This window comes from Bacillus sp. FJAT-22090, from assembly GCF_001278755.1.
Classification (GTDB): Bacteria; Bacillota; Bacilli; order Bacillales_A; family Planococcaceae; genus Psychrobacillus.
On record NZ_CP012601.1, the window covers coordinates 1713519 to 1738103 of the forward strand.

Here is a 24585-nt window from a genome sequence, read left to right on the forward strand (position 1 = left end):
AAAATGCGCTTAAAGCACTGATAAACCTATTTAGAAAGGATGTAAGTATTAGTTCGAAAATGGATTACACTTCATCAAATAAACAGTTCACTTTTGATGTAAATAAAAGTACACTTTTCAAGAAAGATAATAGAAATTTTATTAATGTACTTGGTATTAAGCAATTAAATACATTACAAAATGTGTCTTTACTTGATATTTTTCTTAGCAAGAGTAATGTAGTCGAGCCCCATTACCATCAAAATGCTGCAGAACTTGTCTATTGTATTTCTGGGGCAGCTATTGTTTCTTTACTAAACCCTGATACAAAGAAAATACAAAATTATCAAATTACACCTGGTCAGGTAGCAAATGTTCCTCAAGGTTGGTGGCATTACGAAATTGCTACTGTTGATAACACACATTTATTAGCTATTTTTGATGCTCCAACTCCTGAGGTAATTTTAGGTTCTGATATTTTAAAATTTACACCATCTAACATAATGGCACATACCTATTGTATGGATGAAAATCAATGGAAAGAGGCAATTGCCCCTGTACAGCCATCCACCTATATTGGACCTCCTAAAGATTGTAATAGAGAAAAAGAGAAATCTTCTAAACAGCACTCTCAACATAAGAATAATTACGCGTATCATTATTATCCTAACACTACTCCGTATCCTTTTAACTATAATTATCCTTGCGGCCCAACTCCTTATTCTTAGAAAATATATAAATTCCTTTAATAAGACCTTCATGCGGAAGGTCTTTTTTGAACTTGGACAAATAAAAAGAACGACCATGTGGACGTTCTTTAAAAAAATTTATAATCACAAGAGTTTATCTAAATTATCTTTCATAGCATATTTTTAGATTTTTGTATTCAACCAATTCTAAGATCTTTTTTAAGACATCCATTTGGGTACAATCTTGTGCCATCTCGCAGGTGGACCCTCCAGTCATCCTCTAGTTAGTTCAGAAAAATTAGTTCTTCTAACTAAGCAAATGAACCAGTCGGTGAAAAATGAATTACATAGGATGAACTATCTAACAAACGGGAGGTGTTTGAAATGGGTTATGATTGTTATCCATGTTACGGGTACGGGTATGGACCTGAGTATAATAGACCTTATGGTTCAGGATTCGCTTTAATTGTTGTTTTATTTATTCTATTGATTATCATTGGCGCAAGTTTCGTAAACCATGGTAGATATGGTGGCGACGATTGCTAACAACATCCTTATAAAAATCATTCATTAGAGACAGGTTTCTTTTACCTGTCTTTTCATTATTTATTCCACCCCACTTTCACTACACCTACCGGATTCTCTGAAAGGTATTTACGAACCGTCAACGTTTTAAGGTATGAATTTTTTTAGGATATTTTTCAAACCATTAATTGAAACACTTATTAGTAAAGGTGAAGATGCTTCTTAAAAATGGACAGACTTTGTCGAAAAGATGGACAACCATGCCAAAGACTTCTCTGTTTAACGCCTTCTAACGAATTTTAAAAGAGCAGAAATAAAATCTTTACCTATCCACTCATTACGACATACGTATGTAGTTTTACTAATGGAAGCCGAAGCGGATATTAAGTATATCCAAAAACAACTGGGACATGTTAGATTTCTAATAACCGTTGATGTATACGCTCATATTTCTAATAAAACAAAAAAGAAAAACACCGAACGAGTCGACTCACGACTGAACGATGTTTTCAAATAATATTTTTATAGCTTTTTATTGGGGTGAAATTGGGGTGTTCCTTTTTAAAACACCCCATAAATCAAGTCCATAAACCCCGCTAAATCAAGCTTAATACATTTTCAGATATTGTTCGCGTTCCCATGGGTGAACAGTTGTACGGAACATATCCCACTCGATTTCTTTTGCTTCTACGAAGTTAGCGTAAATATGTTCGCCAAGTGCTCCGCGGATTATTTCGTTTTTACCAAGCTCTTGAATAGCAGCGTGAAGAGTAGGTGGTAAGTTGTGAATACCATTTTCTATGCGTTCTTCTTCTGTCATAACATAAATATTACGATCTACTGCAGGTGGTGGTGTCATTTTGTTTTTGATACCATCTAAACCAGCTTGAAGAATAACTGCCATTGCTAAATATGGATTTGCTGCAGGATCTACTGAACGAACTTCGATACGAGTGCTCAATCCTCTAGATGATGGAATTCGAATCAACGGGCTACGATTTTGACCAGACCACGCTACGTAACATGGTGCTTCGTATCCAGGTACTAGACGTTTATATGAGTTTACAGTAGGATTCGTAATAGCAGTAAAGCTTTGAACATGTTTTAATACGCCTGCCATAAATTGCATGGACGTTTCACTCATTTTCAATTCTGCTGAATCATCGAAGAATGCATTTTCTTTTCCTTTAAATAAAGAAACGTTAAAGTGCATTCCTGAACCATTAACACCGAAAAGTGGTTTTGGCATGAATGTCGCATGCAAACCATGTTTACGAGCAATCGTTTTAACTACTAATTTAAATGTTTGAATATTGTCGCAAGCTGTAACTGCATCAGCATATTTAAAATCGATTTCATGTTGTCCTGGAGCTACTTCATGGTGAGATGCTTCAATTTCAAAGCCCATTTCTTCAAGTTCTAACACGATATCACGACGGCAGTTTTCTCCAAGATCAACTGGTGCTAAGTCAAAATAACCACCATGGTCATTAAGTTCAAGAGTTGGCTCCCCTTGAGCGTCAAGTTTAAATAAGAAGAATTCTGGCTCAGGTCCTAAGTTGAAGCTTGTGAATCCTAATTCTTCCATTTCTTTCAATACGCGTTTCAAATTACTACGTGGATCGCCGGCAAATGGTGTACCATCCGCTTTATTAACATCACAGATTAGACGAGCAACTTTCCCTTTCCCAGTAATCCAAGGGAATACTACCCATGTATCTAAATCTGGAACTAAATACATATCAGATTCTTCAATTCGAACAAATCCTTCAATAGAAGATCCGTCAAACATCATTTTATTATCGAGAGCTTTATCGAGCTGACTCACTGGAATTTCAACATTTTTAATCGTACCTAGTATGTCTGTAAACTGAAGACGAATAAAATTCACCTCGTGTTCTTGAACGAACTTTTTAATATCCTCTTTTGTATACTTGCCCATTTTTTCACTCTCCTAAAAAGTTAATATATATGAACCTCGTTCTATCGAAAGAAACGAGATAGGTCCCCTTGTCTTAAAGATGCACGTTGTTGCCTTTGAGCAAGCTGCATCTCTTCTTTAACAATTGCACGTAATTCTTTGTCCGAAATTACTTGTCGTACTTCTTTCGAAGCAGTTGGATTCTTTTTCATTTCAAAAATTTGCTTAATGCCAGCAATATTCACTCCTGTTTTGAGCAAATCTTTAATTTCTAATAATACATCAATGTCATCTAACGAAAACATTCGCTGCTTACCTTCTGTACGTGCAGGGTGAACAAGTTCCTGCTCTTCATAATATCTAATTTGTCTTGCTGTTAATCCTGTTAACTGCATGACTATATTCATGGATAGCAGTGGCATAGAACGTCTCCATTCCTTTTCCATCGCTGCACCTCCTAGTAGGTTATAAAAATAGTATATGTGATGTTAGCTTACATGTCAACATCATGTCAGAAAAACTTACATTTATTTTTATCTTAATGAATATCACTTTCTATTTTGCTTACTGCCTATTTTTTTAATGTTTGTAAGGCTCCTAATATTGCATATTTCACATGCTCATACGTTAAACCACCTTGTATAAACGCAGTAAAAGGAGGACGGATTGGTCCGTCAGCTGTTAACTCCATACTTGATCCTTGAATAAATGTTCCAGCGGCCATGATAACATCATCTTCATAACCAGGCATATAAGCAGGCTCAGGTGCAAATTGAGCATTTACAGGGGAATGTAATTGAATTGCTTTGCAAAATTGAATCATTTGCTCTGCTGTTTGGAATGAAACGGATTGAATAAGATCCGTTCTCTTTTCAGAAAAGTGTGGTTCAGTTGTCATGCCAGCATCTTCTAATACTGCAGAAGTAAAAATAGCCCCTTTTACAGCTTGTGAGACAATATGAGGAGCAAGGAAAAACCCTTGATACATATCTAATAACGTATTTAGAGAAGCACCTGCTTCCGCTCCTATTCCAGGTGACGTCATTCGATAAGCACATTTTTTTACTAAGTCACTTTTACCAGCAATATATCCACCCGTTTTAGCTATACCCCCGCCAGGATTTTTTATGAGTGAACCTGCCATTAAATCTACACCGATGTTAGTTGGCTCTAATTTTTCCACAAATTCTCCGTAACAATTATCAACAAAAATAATACTGTCTTTTTTAATTGATCTTATTTTTTGAACCATTTCTTCGATTTCACTAATAGTAAAAGAAGGACGTACTGCATATCCCTTTGAACGTTGGATTGCGATCACTTTCGTATTTTCTGTGACTTTATTTTCAACGCTTTTCCAATCCACTTTTCCTGTCTCTAAGAGATCCACATGTTGATAAGAGATTCCAAAGTCAACAAGTGAACCAGTATCCTCTCCTTGACCGCTAACAATAGATTGGAGCGTATCATATGGTTTACCTGTTATGTATAGAAGTTCGTCTCCTGGACGTAATACACCAAACAAACTTATCGATATAGCATGTGTACCTGAAATAATTTGCGGACGAACGAGTGCCGCCTCTGCCCCAAATGTTGTCGCATATACCTTTTCTAGGGTATCACGACCTTCGTCATCGTACCCATAACCAGTTGATGGATGGAAATGATGGTCACTTACATGATGGGACTTGAAAGCACTAATCACTTTTTGTTGGTTAAAAAATGCTATTTTTTCTACCTCCTTATGAAAGGATGTAATTTTTTCTTCAGCCTTCTCCGCTATAGCTAATATTTCGTCTGACAATGTTGTATGAAAGTTCATGTTATTCTCTCCTAATTTTTCTTGAAAAACACCATGAGAAAAGACTAATCTCATAAAATGAAATTAGTCCTCACCATTAGAACTGTAATTCGCCTTCCCATTCTTGCATGCCACCAACAATATTTGTTACTGTATATCCATTCTCTTCTAGAATTTCACACGCCATTGCACTGCGTCCACCAGCTTTACAAACAATATATTGAGGAACTGTTTGATCGATTTGATCAAAACTAGTTTCAATTTGTCCTAAAGGAATATGCTTGGCACCGGGAATAATTCCGTTTGCAACTTCTTCCTTTTCACGGACATCTATTATGCTAAATTGTTCTCCAGCATCTATTTTTTGTAGAAGCTCTTCTGCTGTTATAAAGTTCATTTTACTCGCCACTTTCTGTATAGATTCCTACAAATAATAATAGGAGTATTTCTAAAAGTCAATTTATCAAACTTCTTCAGTGTTGATATCTACAGATTTGGATGGTGAGAAAGTAGAAATTGCATGCTTATAGATTAATTGCTGTTTACCCTCGGATTCAAGTAAAACAGTAAAATTATCATAAGATTTAATAACACCTTTCAATTGAAAACCATTTAACAAAAATACGGTGACATAAATATTGTTCTTTCTTAATTGATTTAAATAATTGTCCTGAATATTCATAGGTTTCATTCCAATACCCCCAAAGTATGCATTTTACATCAAATAGACTCTTCCACTCATTACTATTCGCTTTAATTACTCATTTTCCTGCAAAATAGCTTGAATTTCTTTTATTATTGTTCCTGATTCAGTGAATGGATCATACCAGTGTATTTCCATTTTGTTTCGAAAGTAAGTTAGTTGGCGTTTTGCATATCTACGTGAATTTTGCTTTAAGTTATCAATAGCTTCTTCTATAGAAATTTTCCCATCCAAATATTCGTAGATTTCTTTATAACCAATTGCTTGAATTGATTGGACATCTCGAATACCTTTTCTGTGAAGGCCTTTTACTTCATCCAGTAATCCTTTATCCATCATAATATTCACTCTCTTATTGATTCTTTCATAGAGAAGTGCTCGGTCGATGGTAAGCCCGATAATATAATGTGGGTATATTCTTTCATTCCCTTGATTTTGTTCAATTTCATTTTTTCTTTTACCGCTTAATTCCACTCGTTCAATAGCTCTCATAATTCGTTGAACATTATTCGGGTGGATTTCGTTAGCAGCGATTGGATCAAGTTCAATTAATCGGGAATATAAATCGTCAGAAGATAACTGCTCTAATTCTTTCATCAAGTTACTATCCGTTTTATGCTCTTCCGTAAAACGAAAATCATATAATACAGATTGAATGTATAGCCCTGTTCCTCCCACTATTATAGGAACACGACCACGTAGCGCAATCTCTTCTATTTTTTCACGGACTATTCGTTGATATTCAGCAACAGAAAAAGTGTCTGTAGGTTCTTTGATATCTAATAGATGATGAGGAACCCCTTCCATTTCTTCTTTAGTGATTTTAGCAGTTCCAATAGTTAATCCACGATATATTTGCATAGAATCGCCGTTAATGATTTCTCCATTGCATGCTTTTGCAAGCTCTATACTGAGTGCAGTCTTACCGACAGCTGTAGGACCTACAATTGCCACTACAAAAGGTTTTTCAGTCATTATTCATCATCCATTTTTCAATAACATTGAAAGTATCTAATTTATTTTTTTCTAATAATATTTCGTGCCTTGCATTTTCCACTAAATGTACGGTTATATTTTTCATCCCTGCATTTGACAAACCTTTCGCAACTTTAAAAATGTCCTTCCCATCTTTCCCCACCGGATCCACTGCTCCACTAATCAAGAGAACTGGTAGATCCTGGCGTATGTGGACAACCTCTTTGTTTTTATGAATCGTCTTTAGACCATCAAATAAATCGATAAAAAACTGGTTTGTAGGAATAAATCCACACATCGGGTCATCTACATATTTTTTCACTTCTTCTGTATCCGTACTTAACCAATCGAAAGGAGTTTGAGCTTCCTTTATTTTATTATTAAATCCACCAAAGGATAAATTATTAAGGATCTTACTTTCGGTTTTTGGTGATTTAAATTTAGAAGCCATTTTACCAATGATTAAACCAACGTCTCCCATTACTCCTGGATTAAAAGTAGTTCCGCAAAGAATTACTTTTGATAAAGAGTCACTATACTTCTGTATATATCTACGTGCAACAAAGGAGCCCATGCTATGTCCAAATAATATTAGCGGTATTTCTACCAAGTCTTCTCGAACCTTCAGCAACACTTCGCGAACGTCCTCTGTAACAAGTTCAAATCCATTAGCCTCAGCAAAATATCCCTGTTGTCCATTTTTAGCAACTGTTCTACCGTGTCCTCTATGATCATGACCACTAACTATATATCCTTTGTTTACGAAAAAATTGGCGAATTCCTCATAACGACCAATATGCTCAGCCATTCCATGTAGTATATGGACATGACCAATCGGATTTTGCTCTGGTAAATATTTAACAACATGGATCAAATGCCCGTCAGACATTTGAGCTTCAATAATGGATTTCATTAAGCTTCCCTACTTCCCCCTAAAGTCGCTTGCATCAGAAGTTTGTCTAGTTGTTTTTGGAAATTATCTGTTTCTTTTTCTGTGTAGTTTAATAATTGTTTCATCACTTGTAATATTTCATTTTTATAAGCTTTGTACTGATTTACTTGAAAATATAGCATGCCTGTTCTACGGACTAAAAAGTCAGAAGGAGAGTAAGCCATCTCTTCATGTATCGCATAATAAACTTGTGCTAAAACACTTAATGGTAATTTTGAGTTATTGGATGCTTTCAATAAATGCGCATACTGAAAAAGTTTATCTACATTCGAGCCATAAAATTTAGCGAGTTGTCTTCCTTCTTCTATAGTAAGTCCATATGATTGCGCAAGTCTTTCTTTCGAAGCAATAAATGCCCTAAAGTTTTCTGAGCCACCTACGTCTCCTCCAGAGAGCACTAGATGTTTTGTTACACATGGGCCATAATTATAATCTCCCAGTTGTTTTGAAATAGTATCTACAATGGACTCAGCCATTTTCCGATATCCCGTTAGTTTTCCACCTGCAATCGTGAATAAGCCTGAATCGGATTGCCAAACCTCATCTTTTCGGGAAATCTCGGAAGGATTTTTTCCATCTTCATAAATGAGTGGACGGACCCCGGCCCAGGTAGACTCAACACTTTCTTCCGAAATTCGAACATCTGGGAACATATACTGAATTGCTTTTAAAAGATATTGCACATCCTCTTTTGTCGCTACAGGATGTTGTATATCTCCTTCAAAAAAAGTATCTGTTGTTCCTACATATGTTTTACCTTCCCGTGGGATAGCAAAAATCATTCGCTTATCGGGTGTATCAAAATAGATTGGTTGTCTGAGTGGAAAGTATGCTTGATCGATAACAACATGAACGCCTTTTGTGAGTCTCAATTTTTTATTATTATCCATAGAATCTAGAGCTCGGACAGTATCCACCCAAGGACCAGTTGCATTAATAATTTTTTTTGCATGAATTGTGATCTTCTTATTATTCACTTGGTCTATTACTTCTGCACCGATAGCCTTATATTGGTCGTTATAGACAAATGATTTTACTTTTGCATAGTTTAGACAAACTGCTCCTTTTTCAATCGCTTTTTTAATTACTTCAATTGTCAACCTTGCATCATCCGTCCGATACTCTACGTAATATCCGCCTCCTCGAAGACCGTTACTTTTTAATAATGGTTCTTTTTGAAGGGTTTCTTCTGCTGAAAGCATATGTCTCTTTTCTTCCTTTTTTACTCCAGCTAAAAAGTCATATACCTTCAAGCCAAGGGAAGTTGTTTTCGGACCAAACGTTCCTTTTTTGTGGAATGGAAGTAGCATCCATTCTGGCTCCGTCACGTGAACAGCGTTTTCATATACAATTTCTCTTTCTTTTCCAACATCTGCTACCATCTTGACTTCAAATTGTTTTAAATAACGTAATCCACCGTGCACTAATTTGGTGGATCTGCTAGAAGTACCTGCTGAAAAGTCTTGCATTTCTACAAGTGCCACGGACATTCCTCTTGTAACAGCATCTAAAGCGATACCTGCTCCGGTAATTCCACCACCAATAACTAATACATCAAATTCATAAAAATTTAATGTATTTAATATTTGTTCACGTTCGACAGAAGATTTCATCCTTACACCTCATCATCCATTTTAAATATTCTTGTTGCCTCAACTGCTTTTTTCCAACCTCTATAAAGTTGACTTCGTTTAGTTTCATCCATTTTTGGTTCATATAATCTTTGGCTTTCCCGCATTGCTGAAAGCTCTTGCTCATTTTTCCAAAATCCTGTAGAAAGTCCAGCTAAAAATGCCGCACCTAATGCTGTTGTTTCATTCAACTTAGCCAGTTCCACCGGCACATTTAACAAATCACTTTGGAATTGCATAAGAAATTCATTACTCACAGCCCCTCCGTCTACACGGAGTACTTCTACGTCAACCATTGAATCGTTTTCCATCGTATCTAATACATCTTTTGTTTGATAAGCAAGGGATTCAAGTGTCGCACGTATAAAATGCTCTTTTGTAGTTCCACGGGATAATCCAAAAATAGACCCTCTTGCATCTGAATCCCAATAAGGAGTGCCCAGTCCAACAAAAGCAGGAACCACATAAACACCTTCTGTTGACTCTACTCTATTAGCGTAACTTTCTGATTCCGCAGCATTTTTAAACATGCGCAAACCATCTCGCAACCATTGAATCGCAGAACCAGCAACAAAAACACTACCTTCTAAAGCATAAGTTACTTTTCCATTTAACCCCCATGCAATTGTTGTCAGTAATCCAGATGACGAGGAAATTGCTTCTTCTCCCGTATTAAGTAGCATGAAGCAGCCAGTTCCATACGTATTTTTAGCCATACCTTTATCAAAACAACATTGACCAAATAGAGCCGCTTGTTGATCCCCCGCTACTCCAGCAATATCAATTTGCTTACCAAAAAAAACGGAGGGGTCTGTTTGGGTATACACTTCAGAGGAGGAAGCAACATCTGGCAATATCTCCATTGGTATATTTAGTTTTTCACATATTTCTTTGTCCCAGCACTGTTCAAATATATTATAAAGCATCGTCCTAGAGGCATTAGAATAGTCCGTTACATGTTTCTTCCCATTGGATAACTTCCAAATTAGCCATGTATCTATTGTGCCGAAAAGAAGTTCTCCGTTTTTAGCTTGCTCCCTTGCTCCATCCACATGGTCGAGTATCCATTTTACTTTTGTCGCAGAGAAATATGGATCAAGCATTAGACCTGTTTTTTCCTTAAAAAAGCTATCCAACTTCTCCCTTTTCAATTCATCAATGATTGATTGCGTTTGTCTAGACTGCCATACAATTGCATGATAGACAGGCTTTCCAGTATTTTTATTCCAAACAACCGTCGTTTCACGTTGATTTGTAATTCCTATTGCATGTACGTCTTCTGGTTGATTGCCACTTTCTGTTAGAACGGACGCAATTACAGACAAGACAGAACCCCAAATTTCCTGGGCGTCGTGCTCTACCCATCCGGATTTAGGAAAAAATTGAGTGAATTCTTTCTGCGAAGAATGTACTATATTACCTTGCTTATCAAATAATATAGCTCTAGAGCTGGTGGTCCCTTGATCAATTGATAAAATGTATTTACCCACAAATTCCCCTCCTACATTACTCGTTTGAACATTTTTTCCACTTCATATGTTGAAAAATGAATGATTACTGGTCTCCCATGTGGGCATGTCAACGGATGCTTGGCATTCTTCAAACTTTCAAGCAGCTGTTCCATATCTTTTATCGTTAAATAATGATTCGCCTTTATGGAGAGTTTACAGCTCATCATAATTGCAGCTTCTTCTCTCAATTTTTTAATATCTGTTCTTCGGTTTGTTAAAACCTGTTCGATTAATCCTTCAATAATTTTTGTTTCATGACCCTTTGGAAACCAAGCAGGGTGCTCTCTTACAACAAAACTTGATGAACCAAACTCTTCTAAAAATATGCCAACAGTATTTAGTTCATCAATAGATTCTTTAATACGATATGCTTCATCTAAAGTGTAGTGAAAAGTAAGGGGCAACAGTAACGCTTGACGTTCACTTGCATTTACTTCCCCTACTTTCTCTTTATAAAACTCATATTTGATACGCTCCTGAGCAGCATGCTGATCTATTAAATAAAAACCATCTTCACTTTGCGCCACTATATATGTCCCGTGAATTTGGCCAACAACATGTAGGTCTGGAAATGCCTCTTTTACTTCGATTGGATCATCTACTAGGATTTCTTCCTGTAATGGTTCAATTTCCTCGTAGACAATAGAAGCTTGTTCTTTTTCATTTTGGTTTTGGATAGGGGTTTGTTGAAATTGCTGTTCCGGTTCTTTATATGTTTGTTTAAAGAAATCAAATTGTACACTTGGCTGTTTTTTTACTTCAGGCTTTTCTATAATTTTAGGCGGTTGTTGAACACGGTGTATAATAGAACGAATGGATTGTCTAACTAGCTCCATTAGTTCTTTCTCCTTGCTTAAACGTATTTGATGCTTAGCTGGGTGGACATTCACATCAGTAAGCATAGGGTCAGTTTCAATATTTAATACTACAATTGGGAATCTTCCAATTGGCAATAATGTGTGGTATGCATCAACAATTGCATTATTTAAACCGTAATGCTTCACCCATCTGCCGTTAACAAGTATTGTAATATAGTTTTTAGATGCTCTTGTTATCTCTGGTAGTGATGCATAACCTGAAATACGAAAATCCGAAGATTCTCCAGAAAAACTGACCATTTTCTTCACATTTGAAACTCCGTATATAGAGGCAAGTACCTGCCTTAAATCTCCTCTTCCACTCGTTTGAACAATTGTTTGATTGTTATGCGCGAGTCTAAAAGCTATTGATGGAAAACTAAGGGCTAAACGGTTAATTAAATCAATTGAATGGCCAAGTTCCGTTTGAATCGTTTTTAAATACTTCAATCTTGCAGGAGTATTAAAAAATAATTGTTTTACTACGATATCCGTTCCTCTTCGTATCGGGGCAGGTTTACATGAAAGAACACGGCCCCCTTCTAAATCTACTTGAGTTCCAACATTTTCACCGTCAGAAGTCCATAAATTTATCTTTGAAACCGAAGCTATACTTGCAAGTGCTTCTCCACGAAATCCTAATGATCGAATTCTAAATAGATCATGCTCAGTCGTAATTTTCGACGTAGCATGTCTGGAGAAGGATTGGACAGCATCATCTTCGTCCATCCCTCTTCCATTATCGGTTACTTGTATTTTTGCTAACCCTGCTTCCTCTAACATTATTTCAATTGAACTACTACCAGCATCTATAGCATTTTCCACTAATTCTTTCACAACTGAGGCGGGACGTTCAACCACTTCTCCCGCTGCTATTTTATTGGAAAGTAGCTCTTCCATGACAATGATTTGTCCCATTTTTTCACCTGCTTTATAAGAATAATAGAGAGTTATTTTATCACTTTTCTATTTCGTTTTGTAATTCATACAACAACTGTAATGCTTCTAATGGTGTTGTTCCTGAAATATTGATTTTTTTTAGTTTTTTCATTATTTTTTCTGCCGTTGTATTATCGGTAGTTTTTACATCTACCTGTTTTGGTTGTTCATCAAAAAATGATAACTGCATTTCTTGAATAGCAGTTGCTTTTTCTTTTTTCTCTGTTTGTTCAAAAGTAGCTAAAATATCTCTTGCTCTTAATATAATTTCTGGAGGAAGTTGAGCAAGTTCTGCTACATGTATTCCATAGCTCTTATCAGCTGGACCTTCTTTTAATTTATGAAGAAATACTACTTTTCCATCCTTTTCTGAAGCAGATACATGAGCATTGCGCAGTTTAGGCAAAGTCTGTTCCAAATCTGTCAGCTCATGATAATGAGTTGAAAATAGCGTATTCGCCCCAATATGTTCGTGTATATATTCCATCATTGCTTGTGCTAAACTCATTCCATCATAAGTAGATGTTCCTCGTCCTATCTCATCAAATAGAAGTAAGCTTTGACTTGTTGCATTCACAATTGCATGCTGGGACTCAATCATTTCAATCATAAAAGTACTTTGCCCACCTGCTAAATCATCTGCAGCACCAATGCGCGTGAATATCTTATCGACTATAGGTAGCTTTGCAGACTCAGCAGGCACATAACAACCAATTTGAGCCATGATTACTGTTATCGCAACTTGTCGCATAAATGTACTTTTCCCGGACATATTTGGCCCTGTTATGAGGAGCATATTTTCTTCTTCTGTCAATATGCAGTCGTTTGGAACATACAATTGATTGTTCATCATTTTTTCGACTACTGGATGTCTACCTTCCAAAATTTCCATTGCATTAGATGCATGAAAAACAGGTTTTGTTAAACGATGCTTTTCAGATACTTGTGCAAATGAAATATACACATCTAGCTCACTTATTTGCTTGGCTAATTTTTGGACTTTAGGTATGTATCCTTTTATTTGATCTCTAACCTTTGTAAATAATTCATATTCTAATACTAAGCTCTCATCTTCTGCTGAAAGTATTAGGGATTCTTTTTCTTTCAATTCATCTGTAATGTATCGCTCTGCATTCGCGAGTGTCTGTTTACGAACATATCTAGTTTCGTCAGCAAAGTGAATATTTGATTTGGTTAACTCAATAAAATAGCCGAACACTCGGTTATACCCTATTTTTAAATTTTTTGCCCCAGTCAGCTCTCGTTCTTTTTGTTCTAACTCAGCTATCCACTTTTTCCCATTTACAGATGCATCACGGAGCTGATCTAAACGTTCATTGAAACCATCCTTTATGACACCACCATCTTTAACTGATATGGGAGGGTTTTCGCTGATCGCTTCATCTAGCTTACTCCAAATATCTTGGCAATCCTCCAAAGCTTGTCCTAAAGTGACTAATGTCGGGCTATTAGAATCAACTAATAGCTGCTTAATAATAGGAATTTTTGATAGGGATTGTCTAAGTTGTGCAAGGTCTCTACCTCCAGCACTACCAAATCCAATTCTTCCAACCAATCTTTCTAAATCATATACCTCTTTAAACGCTTCTTTTATTTCTTCTCTAAGCATAAAATCTTCTAAAAAGCTTGTAACAATTTCTAGACGAGATTCAATCGCTTTTTTGTCAGCTAGAGGCTGATGGATCCATTGTTTAAGCTTTCGACCGCCCATTGCAGTTACCGTATCATCCAGTAGCCATAATAGTGTCCCTTTTTGCTCTCCATTTCGTATAGAAGAAATAAGCTCTAGATTTCTCTTCGAATGATAGTCCATCGCTAGAAATGCTTCTCTTTTTTGAAATGTGAAGGGCTGAATATGTAATAAGGAACGCTTCTGTGTTTTTTCAATATATTTTAATAAACGCTTTACTGTTCGGTGAGTTTCGACCGGATGATTAGTAACATATTTTTCTGCACTATCGTTACTTAACTCATCTTGCTCAATAGATAAAGTAAAGTCATGTATCGAAGATAGATCATTTATCAATACATACAGTTGTTCACTAACAATCAATTCTTTCGCCTGTAAAGATAATAGTTCCTGTACAATCTCTTTCTCATCGCCTGTCATAATAGTAGTAAAACCGTCGCCAGTAGATACGTCTAAATAAGCAAATGCCACTTCATTGTTTGAAAGTAAGTCAGCAGATGCAATAAAAAAATTAGATTTAGTTTGCATCGCCTTACCTTCTATAATTGTTCCAGGTGTAATTAAACGAAGCACTTCCCTTTTTACAACACCTTTTGCTTCTTTAGGATTTTCAACTTGCTCGCAAATTGCTACTTTATGTCCTTTGCTAACAAGCGTTTCAATATAGTTCTGCGCTGCATGATGAGGTACACCACACATTGGGACATTATCTTTTCTACTTGTTAATGTTATTTCTAATATGGCTGACGCTTTTATTGCATCCTCATAAAATAGTTCATAAAAATCGCCTAAGCGAAAAAATAAAAAAGCATCTATGTAGTCTTCTTTAATAGTTAAATATTGTTGCATCATTGGAGTAAGTGTTGTCATCATTAGTCATTCCCTTTTCTATACTTCTCTATAATTATTATAGCAAAAGATACGAAGAAAAGCGCATGCCCCTATCATTAATAGAAGGAAAGGTACTTGTTGTAAATAAAAAAAAGCCGGAATAACTGACCGGCTTTTAAAGTGATGAAGATTGGTCGTGGCCATGATTTTGAGAACTAGAAGAACTAGATGAACTAGATGAATTAGACGAACTTGAGGAGCTTTCTTCATTAAATGCCCACTCTTCTTCAAAATCTTGTTCATGTACTTGGATGCAAACTTTTGTTTCTCCTACCACTTCAGCAAGAAGTTCGCGTTCCACCATTACTTGAAATTTAGTGCCATTCTCAATAATTATTGCCTCTGTACAATTAGGCTGTTGGATTACACGTACGTGTACTTCTTCACCAGTTGAATCACTATCTCTGTAATGTAATCGAATACGATCTTTGTAGTTTATTGTTTCTGTGAATACGGATGTTTTCGAATGGTCATGGTGTGCGTACCAGACGTTGATATCAAATTTACCAACAACTTCTACATATTTTCCATGTTTTTTTGACTGAAAAGAATGATTGATAACCCAGCATCCTAAAATACTAGACGGTGTATTTGGCGGGCAAAGTACTTCACATGACTCCGTTCTTTTCTTTCCTTTAGCTATCACGGCTTTCGTCACGATTTGTCGCAAGTGTTTCATTTTTTTCCTCCTTGTATTCAAGTCATAACATCATATGCGCAATATGCCCAATCGGTTCTTCTGTTTTTTTATTCCATTGACCAGCTAAACGATTCTATATACAATGATTACATATATAGGATAGAGAGGTAATTGAATGCCATTTTTTAATATTATATATGTTGAAAATGTCGAAAAAGCTACTAGCCTTGTTGTTGATAACCTAGAAGAAGAATTAAAATCAGGAAATTTAAATTCTTTAGGTTTGGCAACTGGAAGTACGATGATTCCATTTTATACAAGTATTGTTGAAACAAATTTAGATTTTTCTCAAGTTATCGCCTTTAACTTAGATGAATACGTAGGACTGGATCCCTCACATAAAAACAGTTTCGCTTTTTTTATGCATGAACACTTATTTTCCAAAAAGCATTTTAAAGAAACAAATATTCCAAACGGACTTTCGTTAGATAAAAAGCTTGAATGTGCAAGATATGAAAAAAAGTTAGACGAGCATCCAATAGATATTCAACTTTTAGGGGTAGGAGAAAATGGGCATATTGCATTTAATGAACCTGGCACTCCATTTGATGCTTTAACGCATGTTGCAGAATTGTCCGATTCCACTGTTCATGTAAATAGTCAATATTTTGAAGCCAACGAGAATATGCCTACTCAAGCTTTTACAATGGGTATTGCTTCTATTTTGAAGGCAAAGAAAATAATTTTATTGGCTTTCGGTGAAAAAAAACGAGCTGCCATTGATGCATTACTTGGAGATAACATAACAGAACAATGGCCAATCACTGTTTTGAAAAAACATCCCCATGTTACCCTCATAACAAATATTAAACGATAAAAAAAGTTGTTTTCTAAAAAATAGAAGACAACTTTTTTATCATATTGGATGAATCTTACTTCCAGAACATACAACACTTCATAATCCTTCATTTCAGATACATTTTTTTCAATATTATTATAAAAATCTGCTGAAAATGAGCTCATTCCGTTTTCTCATCCTAATCAGACTCTAGTTTTCTAATAATAAGTTTCAAGCAACGGCCAAGTTGATGGCCAATTCTTTTTGTAAATCCTCTCTCTATAAATTTCCAGTAAATCAGGAGATTCCAAAAATCGAGGAGTCGGTTTTATTTTTAAATGAATTAAATCTTTAATTCCATGAGGAGCAGTTAAGATAACGTTATCTTCCTCATCTAGCTTCACACCTAAAGCTGTAACTGTTTCTGGAAAATTTGCTATCCCTTCAACTGCTGATGAATACGGGGGTAAATTATTTATCACATGCATCCTAGACTGATTTTTAACAGACCATGGTACATTAGGCAAGATTCTTTTAAGAGTTGCTTCGAATGTCTTTTCCGTTTCTTCGTTTGTATTGGAACTATCAAAATAAATGACATCAATATCTGTCAAAGGTGTTCTATCCTTAAAATTATGAATCGTATCCCATATTTTAGAGCGAACAAAACCTGCACAGATCCACCAATCTGGAAGGTTAAGTGTTTTGGCAGCTTGTAACACTTCCATCATCCATTCATCTTCAGCTATAAGATTAGTAATATCATTTTCATACGTTATTTTCATATCTCTACCTCTTTTTTGTGTGCTTTGAAAAAGTTACAGACCATCCAAATATAATTCCAACGATTAAAACAACCATGTAGCCAAACAAGCCGTATGGTATTTTAGAAACAATTACATGCGCTAAAACAAATAATCCGATAAATATTAAACTAATAAACACTTTTAATGTCCCTGTATCTTGTGCATGCTCATGTAATTTTGAAAAAGGAAATACTTCCCCATTTAGCATACGATAGGAGATAAGAGTCATCGCTATCCCAACAAGTAAAACAACAAACAAGTCAGGTACAATTCTAACAGAAAACAGGACTATAAAAAGAGCACTTAAAGATACAAAAATTGGAAGAAAGTAATTAACTATACATGCTTTTAACGTACCGCTATAGATAGATAATTCGTTTTGCAATGGCGCTGCTCTGTAAATCCAATGACCTTTTGCATTGCTTGAAAATTGGAGCATATGAACGATAGTTGGTATTATCATCACACTAAAGTAAATGACCAAAAAAATATTTCCTTCCATTGTTTCTTCAATGGATTTCATCGAGATATCATTAGCTAAAAAGATTAAAGGAAAAATGAAACCAAAGCCTAATTGAGGATAGATTTTTAGTTTTAGTTCTCTTTCTTGTTTCATCATTAAGGAAGAAAATCGGTAAAAAGTACGTTCTTCCTCGGTTCTACAAACAATCTTTGCCCATATTCTATCAAATTTAAAAGCTTTTCTCTTTCTAGTAGAATCACTTAGTAGTTTCCCTAAGTTTCTTTCAAAAGCAGGCATTAGACGAACGTAAAGCCAAACTGAGAAAATAGGAGTGAACAATGCAAATAAAGTCATCAGAATAATGTGAAATGAGAAGTCCTTATTTAAAAACAATTCAAATGGAGCTCCGTACCAAATCGGGAATAATAAAATATGCCACCATTCAAACGTATACGAAATTTTCATATTAATAATTTCAAAAGACCTTGCAACTAGTTGATAGCTAATCGTTAAGGCTATTGTTAGAATGATTTGCACATAGTTGATAATATCTTTTAGCTTTTCACCACTAAAAAAACGTAAAATAATTAAATAAACAAAAGCGGTTAAAACAACCACGAAGCAGCTAATTAGAATAATTTCAGTTAAAAATATCAGTCCAAACCAGATTCCATGTTTAAAAATGCTTACTAAAAATGGTAATCCTACAAAAGAGCCCGTAAGCAAAAGCATATAAATCATAATATGAACTATTTTTGCAGCATTTAGTGTTTTCAAGCTAATAGGTTTTGTATGAAGAATATTCTTATCTCGGATATCGAGTAATACACCCGAAAAATCAGATATCATGGATGTCATTAATATAAACATTACTAAACTAAACATAATACTCATTAAAAAAATATATTGGCTGCCTAAAAATAAAAATGGTGTCAATAAAAAAAGACCAATTAATGCATAAAACCATAAAGACTTCAGGAACTGATTTCCCTCTTTTTTTACTTTAGATCCACTAAAGACCGTTGGCATTCGTCTGCTATCCATCATTAATTTCAGCTGTAAAATCGTTCGCATAACTTCATAATCTATATCGAATTTTTGAAATAATCTTTTAAAGTTATCAAGAACATGAAGAATTTTAAAATCATTCATGTATACTACCCTCTCTTACTATGCCAACAAACTTCTCAGCAATTTCCTCATGTTCTGTAAAACCAGTTAATTGATTAAAAATTTTTTCTAATGTTCCCTCTTTGTTTTGAGCCTTTAATTCTTCAAACGAGCCATCAGCAATTACTTGACCATTCACTAGTAATACAATTCGGTTACTGATTTTTTCAACAACATCCATAATATGAGACGAATAAAATATAGTTTTTCCTTCTGCTGCTAGCTTTGCTAGTATTTCTTTTATAATCATTACACTATTCGCATCTAGCCCACTTAATGGTTCATCTAAGAACAATAAATCAGGATCATGTAGCAAACTAGAGATAATTAATACTTTTTGCTTCATTCCTTTAGAAAAGGATGAAAGACGTTGATGAAATGCTGCTTCTAAATCGAATTGCTTCATTAACTCGAATGCTTTCTTCTCGGCAGTTTCCCTATTTAAACTATAAAGCTCTCCACAAAAAGTTAAATATTCACATGCACTTAAATTTTCATATAAATCTGCGGTTTCAGGTACATACCCAATCCTCTTTTTATACGTCACATCCCCCAAAGAAATATCATTACCGAAAATCTCTACTTTACCACTGTATCCTTCTATTAACCCGAGCATCAATTTAACGGTAGTACTTTTACCTGCGCCATTCGGGCCGATATAACCTATAATTTGCCCCTTATATACTTCTAAGTTAACTTCATTCAATACTTTTTTATTACCAAAGGATTTAGATACTTTTATCAATGATAATACCTTATCACTATTCATTTGATATCCCCCTATTCTTATATTAAGGATAATCCTTCTATACTTGTAAAACAATACTAATAATGTTATAGTCTGTTGCAATCTGACTAATAAAATTGTTATTACTTTTTTCTATTGAAGTTCTCTATTAAAAAGTGTTAGTCTTTCATAGTAATCAATCTATTACTCACAACGTAAGGAGAGAATTCTTTTGTCAACGAAACAAGCAGCACATACTGGGAGTATTACGTTCCTCATACTCGGTATCATTTTTATATCAGCAACATTAAGATCTCCCCTAACATCGGTAGGGCCGATTATTTCATACATTCGAGATGGACTAGCTATATCGAATGTTTTAGCAGGTTTTATAACGACTATCCCTCTTTTAGCATTTGCAATTGTTTCACCGTTCGCACCCAAAATTGCTCGTAAATTTGGAATGGAAATGGCTCTGTTTCTCTCTGTCTTATTGTTAGCTATTGGAATTATTTCGCGTTCTATAGGATCCACTACTTTTTTACTTATTGGTACGGCACTTATAGGGATTGCTATTTCTTTTGGTAATGTATTGATGCCAAGTCTGATTAAACTTAAATTTCCTTTACAAGTTGGGTTATTGACAGCAATTTTTACAGTATCGATGAATATATCTGCCGGTATTGGGGCTGGAATAAGCTATCCAATAGCAGCTAGTACTTCATTCGGTTGGCAAGGTGCCCTTGGTTGCTGGGCAATTTTAACCATTATAGCAGCAATTATTTGGATTCCCCAAATTAGGAAGAAAGAGAGTTTGGAGACAAAAAATGTATCCACAAGCAACAATGAAAAATCTTTATTACAATCCCCTCTCACTTGGACTATTACATTATGTATGGGGCTACAATCGCTAATATTTTATACAACTGCTGCATGGATTCCAGAAATACTACAATCTCAAGGGATGGAAGCAGACCAATCGGGATGGATGCTATCCATCATGCAATTTGCACAACTGCCAATGACCTTTCTAATTCCGATTTTAGCTGGAAGACTAAAAAACCAGCGAATACTTGTATTAGTATATACGATTCTGTATTTAATTGGTTTCGTTGGGTTATTAATGGGAATTAAAACGCTAGCTATTGTTTGGATGATTTTCATCGGTTTAGCTGGAGGGGCTTCGTTTGGTCTAGTAATGATGTTTTTCTCACTTCGAACTCGAACACCCATGGAAGCAGCAAATCTTTCTGGAACTGCTCAATCAATTGGATATTTGTTGGCAGCTGTAGGTCCTGTATTCTTCGGTTATATTCATGATGTTACCTTGAGTTGGAATACTCCTATCATTCTGTTTATCGTAACGGCAATATTATTATTCATCTCTGGCATGCATGCCGGAAGAGATCGTTATGTATTTCCGGAAAAATAAAAAAAGGAATCAGCGAATTTCATATGCTGATTCCTTTTTTAGTTGGCTTGAGTATTTATAATGATGGAATTTTGTAAAGCTTTATAGTAAATGTTTCAGATACTTATGAGTAGATTTACGAATGTGCACTTGACACACGCTACGCATCAGCCTCCGCAGGATGATTCGCATTGCATTACAATATGGAAAGAATAAGTTTAACCATACGTTTAATTTAGTAAGGAGGGCTTTGATAAAAATAATTAGGGGTCTTTTTATCATTAGAAATGGTTTTATGAAAAATATGTGTTGTTGCTGGTGAAACAGGAGGAATTAACCAAGTCCAGTTCCCCGTTACATCACGACCTGCATCCATTTCATTTGACTCGAAGCGCTTGAATTGCTGTGCTGCTGTATGGTGATCTACTATACTGATTCCATCCTCTATATAGGAATATAATACAGCTGCATTCAATTCAACTAATGCACGGTCCTTCCATAGGGAAGCATTAGATTTAGTGTTTAATCCCATCCGTTCAGCAATGGCCGGAAGCATATTATAGCGATAATCATCTGCTAAATTTCGTGCCCCAATCTCAGTACCCATATACCATCCATTAAAAGGAGCTGCAGCATAGGTAATTCCCCCGACTTCCAACTTCATACTAGAAATTATAGGGACTGCATACCACTTCAATCGAAGCTCTTCAAACCATTTATATTCAGGATGACGAATGGAAACCTCTAAGATGTATTCTTTAGGAATCTCAAATAACTTTGGTTGATTATTTTTTATTTGAATGACTATAGGTAACACATCAAAATGACTGTAATCACCTTTCCAACCTAGGTTTTCACATACTTTTGTAAATGGAATTGAATCGGGATCACCAACAACTCCATCCGAGGTCTCATAACCAGCATATCGAATTAACTGATGGTTCCAAATACGAACATCTACAGAAGAAAAAACTGAAATGGTAGGTCTTATTCTTCCCTCATTTGATGCAAACTGAATATGCTCTAATAATGCTTGGAAAATTTCTTCTTCTGTTAGTATTTCTCTCTTATCCTTTACATTCAAGCTTTGCCAAAATAGACGCCCTATACATTTATTGCTATTACGCCATGCCATTTTAGCACCATATGTAATCTCATCTAATGTCTGTTCATAGAAGCCTTTTTTCAATATTTCTTTCTCTATTTCTCTTAAACGGGCATGTTTTTTTTCATTAGATTGTCCTATTTCATCGTAATACGTATTAATAAAATCTTTCGCTTCTTTTAACACGTCATTCATCCCTTCCGCTGTTCCTTACCATCATAAAAGAAACTGTTGAGTACAAACAAGTCCTTAGGTTTATAAAGTTGTGAGGGAATTATGACAGAAAAAGAATATAAAAGTAATTTATTTATTTTGGACCTGTTGATTTCCGTTCAAGGCGGACGCGTTTCGCCGGCAGTTTTTATCACTTACATTTTTTAATTAGTATTTATAGAAAATCGTTGAAAAAGGCGACACTCCTGCGGGAATATCGTAAGCCGAAGACCCAGCAGTTGAAGGGAAGGCAATCTAAGTTCGCCGCATCCTGCTCCTGCGCAAAGCCCGTCGCAAAAGAACTTTTGCGGCAACGATTGCATGACCAAAATCTTATTTGCCCAAGCGGTTCGGCGCACGCGATCGGTAAGCTTCGGGAAACTTGAACTATCCAATATAGAAATAATTTCCGGTTTATCTACAGTCTGAATATAAAAGTAATTTATATATAAATTCCTTCTATATTTTTTTAATCTACCATTCGTTTTCTATACACAATTACTGTTAATACTATAAATAGTACTGCCCATAGGCTAATAATTCCTAAATTAGAAAGTACGTCAGAAAATTTTGCTCCTTCTTCTACCAAAGTAGCTAGCTCAATAAGTTGAACGCTTGGCATGTATTCTGCAAGTTTTAATATTGGATATTTTTCAGCCCATACCGTAACAAAGGAACCCAAACTAAAAATACCAATGACAGGAAGAACTAAAACAGAAGATTCCATAACTGATTTTGCAATAAGTCCTAAAAGTGTGCCAACCGCAATATAAAATACAGCAGATATAATAATAGCTATTGCAACAAGTGTTATATTTGTCGGATTATATTCGGATAAAAAGGCACTAAAGAAAATAATAACGATCGTTAAAACAAAAGATAATAAACTTTTACCACCAAGAATTTCTAATGTGCTAGCAGGAGATAGCATTAAACCGCGTAGCGTATTTTTTTCTTTCTCTTCTGCTATTAAACAACATTGCACATAAGTTCCAACCATTGCAAATGTCATGTTAATACACAAAAAGTGTGCTTGAATTGTGTCTAATCCCATACGGCCGTAAATAGCAGCAATGAATAGTGGTAAGAAAATAACAATTGATACTGCCAAATTTCTTGAAAAATCTTTAAAATCCTTTTGAAAAATAGCATTTATACGTTTCCATGAAAAGGTCATACTAATTCTCCCCCTGTCACATTTACAAATATATCTCCTAAAGTAGGTTCATTTGAATGAACTGTCACCACTCTGTTTTCTTTCATTAAATGATACATTTCTTCCGCACCTGCTGCATTTTTTGGAAGAACTAGTTTCTCATCATTCGTCAATTCCAATGTTAATGTATCATCTGCAAATTGTTTTTTTAACTTGCTTGGTTGATCCATTAGCTGGATATGTCCTTTATTTAGAAAAGCAACACGATCACACAATGTGTCTGTTTCTTGCATATCATGTGTTGTTAAAAATATAGTTGTACCTCTTTTATTTAACTCCCTTAATCCATTGTAAATATGGAGGGTGTTCACTGGATCTAAAGCAGACGTCGGCTCGTCTAAAAATAATAACTCTGGTTCATGAAGGATGGCTCTTGCTAAAATAACACGTTGTGTCATACCTTTGGATAAGGTAGATACTTTCTTTTTACTTTCCTCTTTTAGATTTACAAAGCCAAGCGCCTCATCAACTTTGCTAGTTGGAAGATCGTAAAGTTGGCAATATAATTTTAAATTCTCATATATAGTAAGTCGACCATACAGCCCACTATTATCCGTTAGAACCCCAAAACGCTTCCGAGCAGTCGGAGTATTTAGAGTAGATACATTCTCACCAAAAACAAATGCTTTTCCTTCGGTTGGCTCTAACTGACCAGTTAAAATTTTGATCGTCGTCGTTTTCCCTGATCCACTTGGTCCAAGAAAGCCAAAAATTTCTCCTTTTTTCACATAAAAATTGACATCTTCAAGTGCTTTAAAATTAGAAAATATTTTTGCTAATCCTTTTACTTCAATTGCATTTTCCATAATCATCCTCCTAATTGTTTGGCTGAACATTTCGTATGTACACCCTTAGATTAAGAGATTTACAGTATGAAAACATCTTATTTATAGTGAAAGGAGTCATTTTAG

The 24585-nt window shown here is 35.3% G+C and carries 23 protein-coding genes; 5 read left to right on the forward strand and 18 right to left on the reverse strand.

Features of this window, described 5'->3' with window-relative positions:
• The first annotated feature begins 47 nt into the window (after positions 1-47).
• The 3 genes from AM499_RS08960 (at position 48) to AM499_RS22025 (ending at position 1710) form a co-directional block, all read left to right on the forward strand.
• Positions 48-707 (forward strand): cupin domain-containing protein, encoded by a 660-nt coding sequence (locus AM499_RS08960; RefSeq protein WP_156316782.1) that lies wholly within the window; start codon positions 48-50, stop codon positions 705-707.
• A gap of 345 nt (positions 708-1052) precedes the next feature.
• Positions 1053-1214: a YjcZ family sporulation protein gene (locus AM499_RS21350; RefSeq protein ID WP_082355217.1), complete on the forward strand. Its 162-nt coding sequence runs from the start codon at positions 1053-1055 to the stop codon at positions 1212-1214.
• A 292-nt stretch (positions 1215-1506) separates the two neighbouring features.
• Entirely contained in the window at positions 1507-1710 is a 204-nt protein-coding gene (locus tag AM499_RS22025) for a tyrosine-type recombinase/integrase (protein ID WP_442853791.1), read from the forward strand.
• A gap of 90 nt (positions 1711-1800) precedes the next feature.
• Here the strand turns inward: AM499_RS22025 and glnA are convergent, their stop codons facing one another.
• The 12 genes from glnA to cotE form a co-directional block, all read right to left on the reverse strand.
• Positions 1801-3135: a type I glutamate--ammonia ligase gene (gene glnA / locus AM499_RS08965; protein ID WP_053589886.1), complete on the reverse strand. Its 1335-nt coding sequence runs from the start codon at positions 3133-3135 to the stop codon at positions 1801-1803.
• 41 nt (positions 3136-3176) lie between these two features.
• Entirely contained in the window at positions 3177-3560 is a 384-nt protein-coding gene (locus AM499_RS08970; protein ID WP_053589887.1) for a MerR family transcriptional regulator, read from the reverse strand.
• 125 nt (positions 3561-3685) lie between these two features.
• Positions 3686-4936 carry a methionine gamma-lyase family protein gene (locus tag AM499_RS08975; protein ID WP_053589888.1) on the reverse strand — a complete coding sequence of 417 codons (1251 nt, stop codon included), beginning with the start codon at positions 4934-4936 and terminating at the stop codon, positions 3686-3688.
• Between the two features lie 76 nt (positions 4937-5012).
• Complete coding sequence (locus AM499_RS08980; RefSeq protein ID WP_053589889.1) at positions 5013-5312, reverse strand: rhodanese-like domain-containing protein; 300 nt, start codon at positions 5310-5312, stop codon at positions 5013-5015.
• Between the two features lie 66 nt (positions 5313-5378).
• Complete coding sequence (gene hfq, locus AM499_RS08985) at positions 5379-5606, reverse strand: RNA chaperone Hfq (protein ID WP_053589890.1); 228 nt, start codon at positions 5604-5606, stop codon at positions 5379-5381.
• Positions 5607-5672: 66 nt separating this feature from the next.
• Positions 5673-6593, reverse strand: a complete 921-nt coding sequence (gene miaA / locus AM499_RS08990) for a tRNA (adenosine(37)-N6)-dimethylallyltransferase MiaA (protein WP_053589891.1) — start codon at positions 6591-6593, stop codon at positions 5673-5675.
• On the reverse strand, positions 6586-7506 hold the full coding sequence (locus AM499_RS08995) for an alpha/beta hydrolase (RefSeq protein ID WP_053589892.1): 921 nt from the start codon (positions 7504-7506) through the stop codon (positions 6586-6588). The genes miaA and AM499_RS08995 overlap by 8 nt, the downstream gene beginning before the upstream one ends.
• Positions 7506-9158: a glycerol-3-phosphate dehydrogenase/oxidase gene (locus AM499_RS09000; protein WP_053589893.1), complete on the reverse strand. Its 1653-nt coding sequence runs from the start codon at positions 9156-9158 to the stop codon at positions 7506-7508. The genes AM499_RS08995 and AM499_RS09000 overlap by 1 nt, the downstream gene beginning before the upstream one ends.
• A 2-nt stretch (positions 9159-9160) precedes the next feature.
• Positions 9161-10666, reverse strand: coding sequence for a glycerol kinase GlpK (gene glpK / locus AM499_RS09005; RefSeq protein WP_053589894.1), 1506 nt, complete (start codon positions 10664-10666; stop codon positions 9161-9163).
• A gap of 11 nt (positions 10667-10677) precedes the next feature.
• Positions 10678-12462, reverse strand: coding sequence for a DNA mismatch repair endonuclease MutL (gene mutL, locus AM499_RS09010; protein WP_053589895.1), 1785 nt, complete (start codon positions 12460-12462; stop codon positions 10678-10680).
• 40 nt (positions 12463-12502) lie between these two features.
• The gene (gene mutS, locus AM499_RS09015; protein WP_053592145.1) at positions 12503-15064 is read right to left on the reverse strand and encodes a DNA mismatch repair protein MutS; all 2562 of its coding nucleotides are present in this window, start codon (positions 15062-15064) and stop codon (positions 12503-12505) included.
• Positions 15065-15200: 136 nt separating this feature from the next.
• Entirely contained in the window at positions 15201-15764 is a 564-nt protein-coding gene (cotE, locus tag AM499_RS09020) for an outer spore coat protein CotE (RefSeq protein WP_053589896.1), read from the reverse strand.
• 136 nt (positions 15765-15900) lie between these two features.
• Here cotE and AM499_RS09025 point away from each other — a divergent pair, with 136 nt between their 5' ends.
• Complete coding sequence (locus AM499_RS09025; RefSeq protein ID WP_053589897.1) at positions 15901-16602, forward strand: glucosamine-6-phosphate deaminase; 702 nt, start codon at positions 15901-15903, stop codon at positions 16600-16602.
• A gap of 179 nt (positions 16603-16781) precedes the next feature.
• Here the strand turns inward: AM499_RS09025 and AM499_RS09030 are convergent, their stop codons facing one another.
• From AM499_RS09030 to AM499_RS09040, 3 genes are read right to left on the reverse strand one after another with little or no spacing between them, the layout of a single operon-like run.
• Positions 16782-17348: a nucleotidyltransferase family protein gene (locus AM499_RS09030; protein WP_053589898.1), complete on the reverse strand. Its 567-nt coding sequence runs from the start codon at positions 17346-17348 to the stop codon at positions 16782-16784.
• Positions 17349-17352: 4 nt separating this feature from the next.
• On the reverse strand, positions 17353-18984 hold the full coding sequence (locus AM499_RS09035; RefSeq protein WP_053589899.1) for a hypothetical protein: 1632 nt from the start codon (positions 18982-18984) through the stop codon (positions 17353-17355).
• Positions 18977-19771 (reverse strand): ABC transporter ATP-binding protein, encoded by a 795-nt coding sequence (locus AM499_RS09040; RefSeq protein ID WP_053589900.1) that lies wholly within the window; start codon positions 19769-19771, stop codon positions 18977-18979. Before AM499_RS09040 ends, AM499_RS09035 begins: the two co-directional genes overlap by 8 nt.
• A 190-nt stretch (positions 19772-19961) precedes the next feature.
• Here AM499_RS09040 and AM499_RS09045 point away from each other — a divergent pair, with 190 nt between their 5' ends.
• A complete protein-coding gene (locus AM499_RS09045; RefSeq protein WP_082355218.1) occupies positions 19962-21161 on the forward strand; it encodes a CynX/NimT family MFS transporter in 1200 nt (399 codons plus the stop codon).
• Positions 21162-21375: 214 nt separating this feature from the next.
• Here AM499_RS09045 and AM499_RS09050 read toward each other — a convergent pair whose 3' ends face one another.
• The 3 genes from AM499_RS09050 to AM499_RS09060 all read right to left on the reverse strand — a co-directional run bounded on the left by AM499_RS09050 (position 21376) and on the right by AM499_RS09060 (position 24480).
• Positions 21376-22440, reverse strand: a complete 1065-nt coding sequence (locus tag AM499_RS09050) for a nitric oxide synthase oxygenase (RefSeq protein ID WP_053589902.1) — start codon at positions 22438-22440, stop codon at positions 21376-21378.
• A gap of 487 nt (positions 22441-22927) precedes the next feature.
• Positions 22928-23635: an ABC transporter permease gene (locus AM499_RS09055; RefSeq protein WP_053589903.1), complete on the reverse strand. Its 708-nt coding sequence runs from the start codon at positions 23633-23635 to the stop codon at positions 22928-22930.
• The gene (locus AM499_RS09060) at positions 23632-24480 is read right to left on the reverse strand and encodes an ABC transporter ATP-binding protein (RefSeq protein WP_053589904.1); all 849 of its coding nucleotides are present in this window, start codon (positions 24478-24480) and stop codon (positions 23632-23634) included. The genes AM499_RS09055 and AM499_RS09060 overlap by 4 nt, the downstream gene beginning before the upstream one ends.
• Positions 24481-24585: the final 105 nt, after the last annotated feature.

What these genes read in the sequence shown, in the direction of transcription:
- AM499_RS09030 (WP_053589898.1), bottom strand. Translation starts at nt 17,348, where the DNA reads ATGAAAATAACGTATGAAAATGATATTACTAATCTTATAGCTGAAGAT.
- AM499_RS08995 (WP_053589892.1), bottom strand. Translation starts at nt 7,506, where the DNA reads ATGAAATCCATTATTGAAGCTCAAATGTCTGACGGGCATTTGATCCAT.
- AM499_RS08970 (WP_053589887.1), bottom strand. Translation starts at nt 3,560, where the DNA reads ATGGAAAAGGAATGGAGACGTTCTATGCCACTGCTATCCATGAATATA.
- AM499_RS09000 (WP_053589893.1), bottom strand. Translation starts at nt 9,158, where the DNA reads ATGAAATCTTCTGTCGAACGTGAACAAATATTAAATACATTAAATTTT.
- AM499_RS09035 (WP_053589899.1), bottom strand. Translation starts at nt 18,984, where the DNA reads ATGAATGATTTTAAAATTCTTCATGTTCTTGATAACTTTAAAAGATTA.
- AM499_RS09055 (WP_053589903.1), bottom strand. Translation starts at nt 23,635, where the DNA reads ATGACCTTTTCATGGAAACGTATAAATGCTATTTTTCAAAAGGATTTT.
- AM499_RS08980 (WP_053589889.1), bottom strand. Translation starts at nt 5,312, where the DNA reads ATGAACTTTATAACAGCAGAAGAGCTTCTACAAAAAATAGATGCTGGA.
- mutS (WP_053592145.1), bottom strand. Translation starts at nt 15,064, where the DNA reads ATGACAACACTTACTCCAATGATGCAACAATATTTAACTATTAAAGAA.
- AM499_RS09040 (WP_053589900.1), bottom strand. Translation starts at nt 19,771, where the DNA reads ATGAATAGTGATAAGGTATTATCATTGATAAAAGTATCTAAATCCTTT.
- AM499_RS09050 (WP_053589902.1), bottom strand. Translation starts at nt 22,440, where the DNA reads ATGAATGACGTGTTAAAAGAAGCGAAAGATTTTATTAATACGTATTAC.
- mutL (WP_053589895.1), bottom strand. Translation starts at nt 12,462, where the DNA reads ATGGGACAAATCATTGTCATGGAAGAGCTACTTTCCAATAAAATAGCA.
- glnA (WP_053589886.1), bottom strand. Translation starts at nt 3,135, where the DNA reads ATGGGCAAGTATACAAAAGAGGATATTAAAAAGTTCGTTCAAGAACAC.
- hfq (WP_053589890.1), bottom strand. Translation starts at nt 5,606, where the DNA reads ATGAAACCTATGAATATTCAGGACAATTATTTAAATCAATTAAGAAAG.
- cotE (WP_053589896.1), bottom strand. Translation starts at nt 15,764, where the DNA reads ATGAAACACTTGCGACAAATCGTGACGAAAGCCGTGATAGCTAAAGGA.
- AM499_RS21350 (WP_082355217.1), top strand. Translation starts at nt 1,053, where the DNA reads ATGGGTTATGATTGTTATCCATGTTACGGGTACGGGTATGGACCTGAG.
- AM499_RS09025 (WP_053589897.1), top strand. Translation starts at nt 15,901, where the DNA reads ATGCCATTTTTTAATATTATATATGTTGAAAATGTCGAAAAAGCTACT.
- AM499_RS09060 (WP_053589904.1), bottom strand. Translation starts at nt 24,480, where the DNA reads ATGGAAAATGCAATTGAAGTAAAAGGATTAGCAAAAATATTTTCTAAT.
- miaA (WP_053589891.1), bottom strand. Translation starts at nt 6,593, where the DNA reads ATGACTGAAAAACCTTTTGTAGTGGCAATTGTAGGTCCTACAGCTGTC.
- AM499_RS08975 (WP_053589888.1), bottom strand. Translation starts at nt 4,936, where the DNA reads ATGAACTTTCATACAACATTGTCAGACGAAATATTAGCTATAGCGGAG.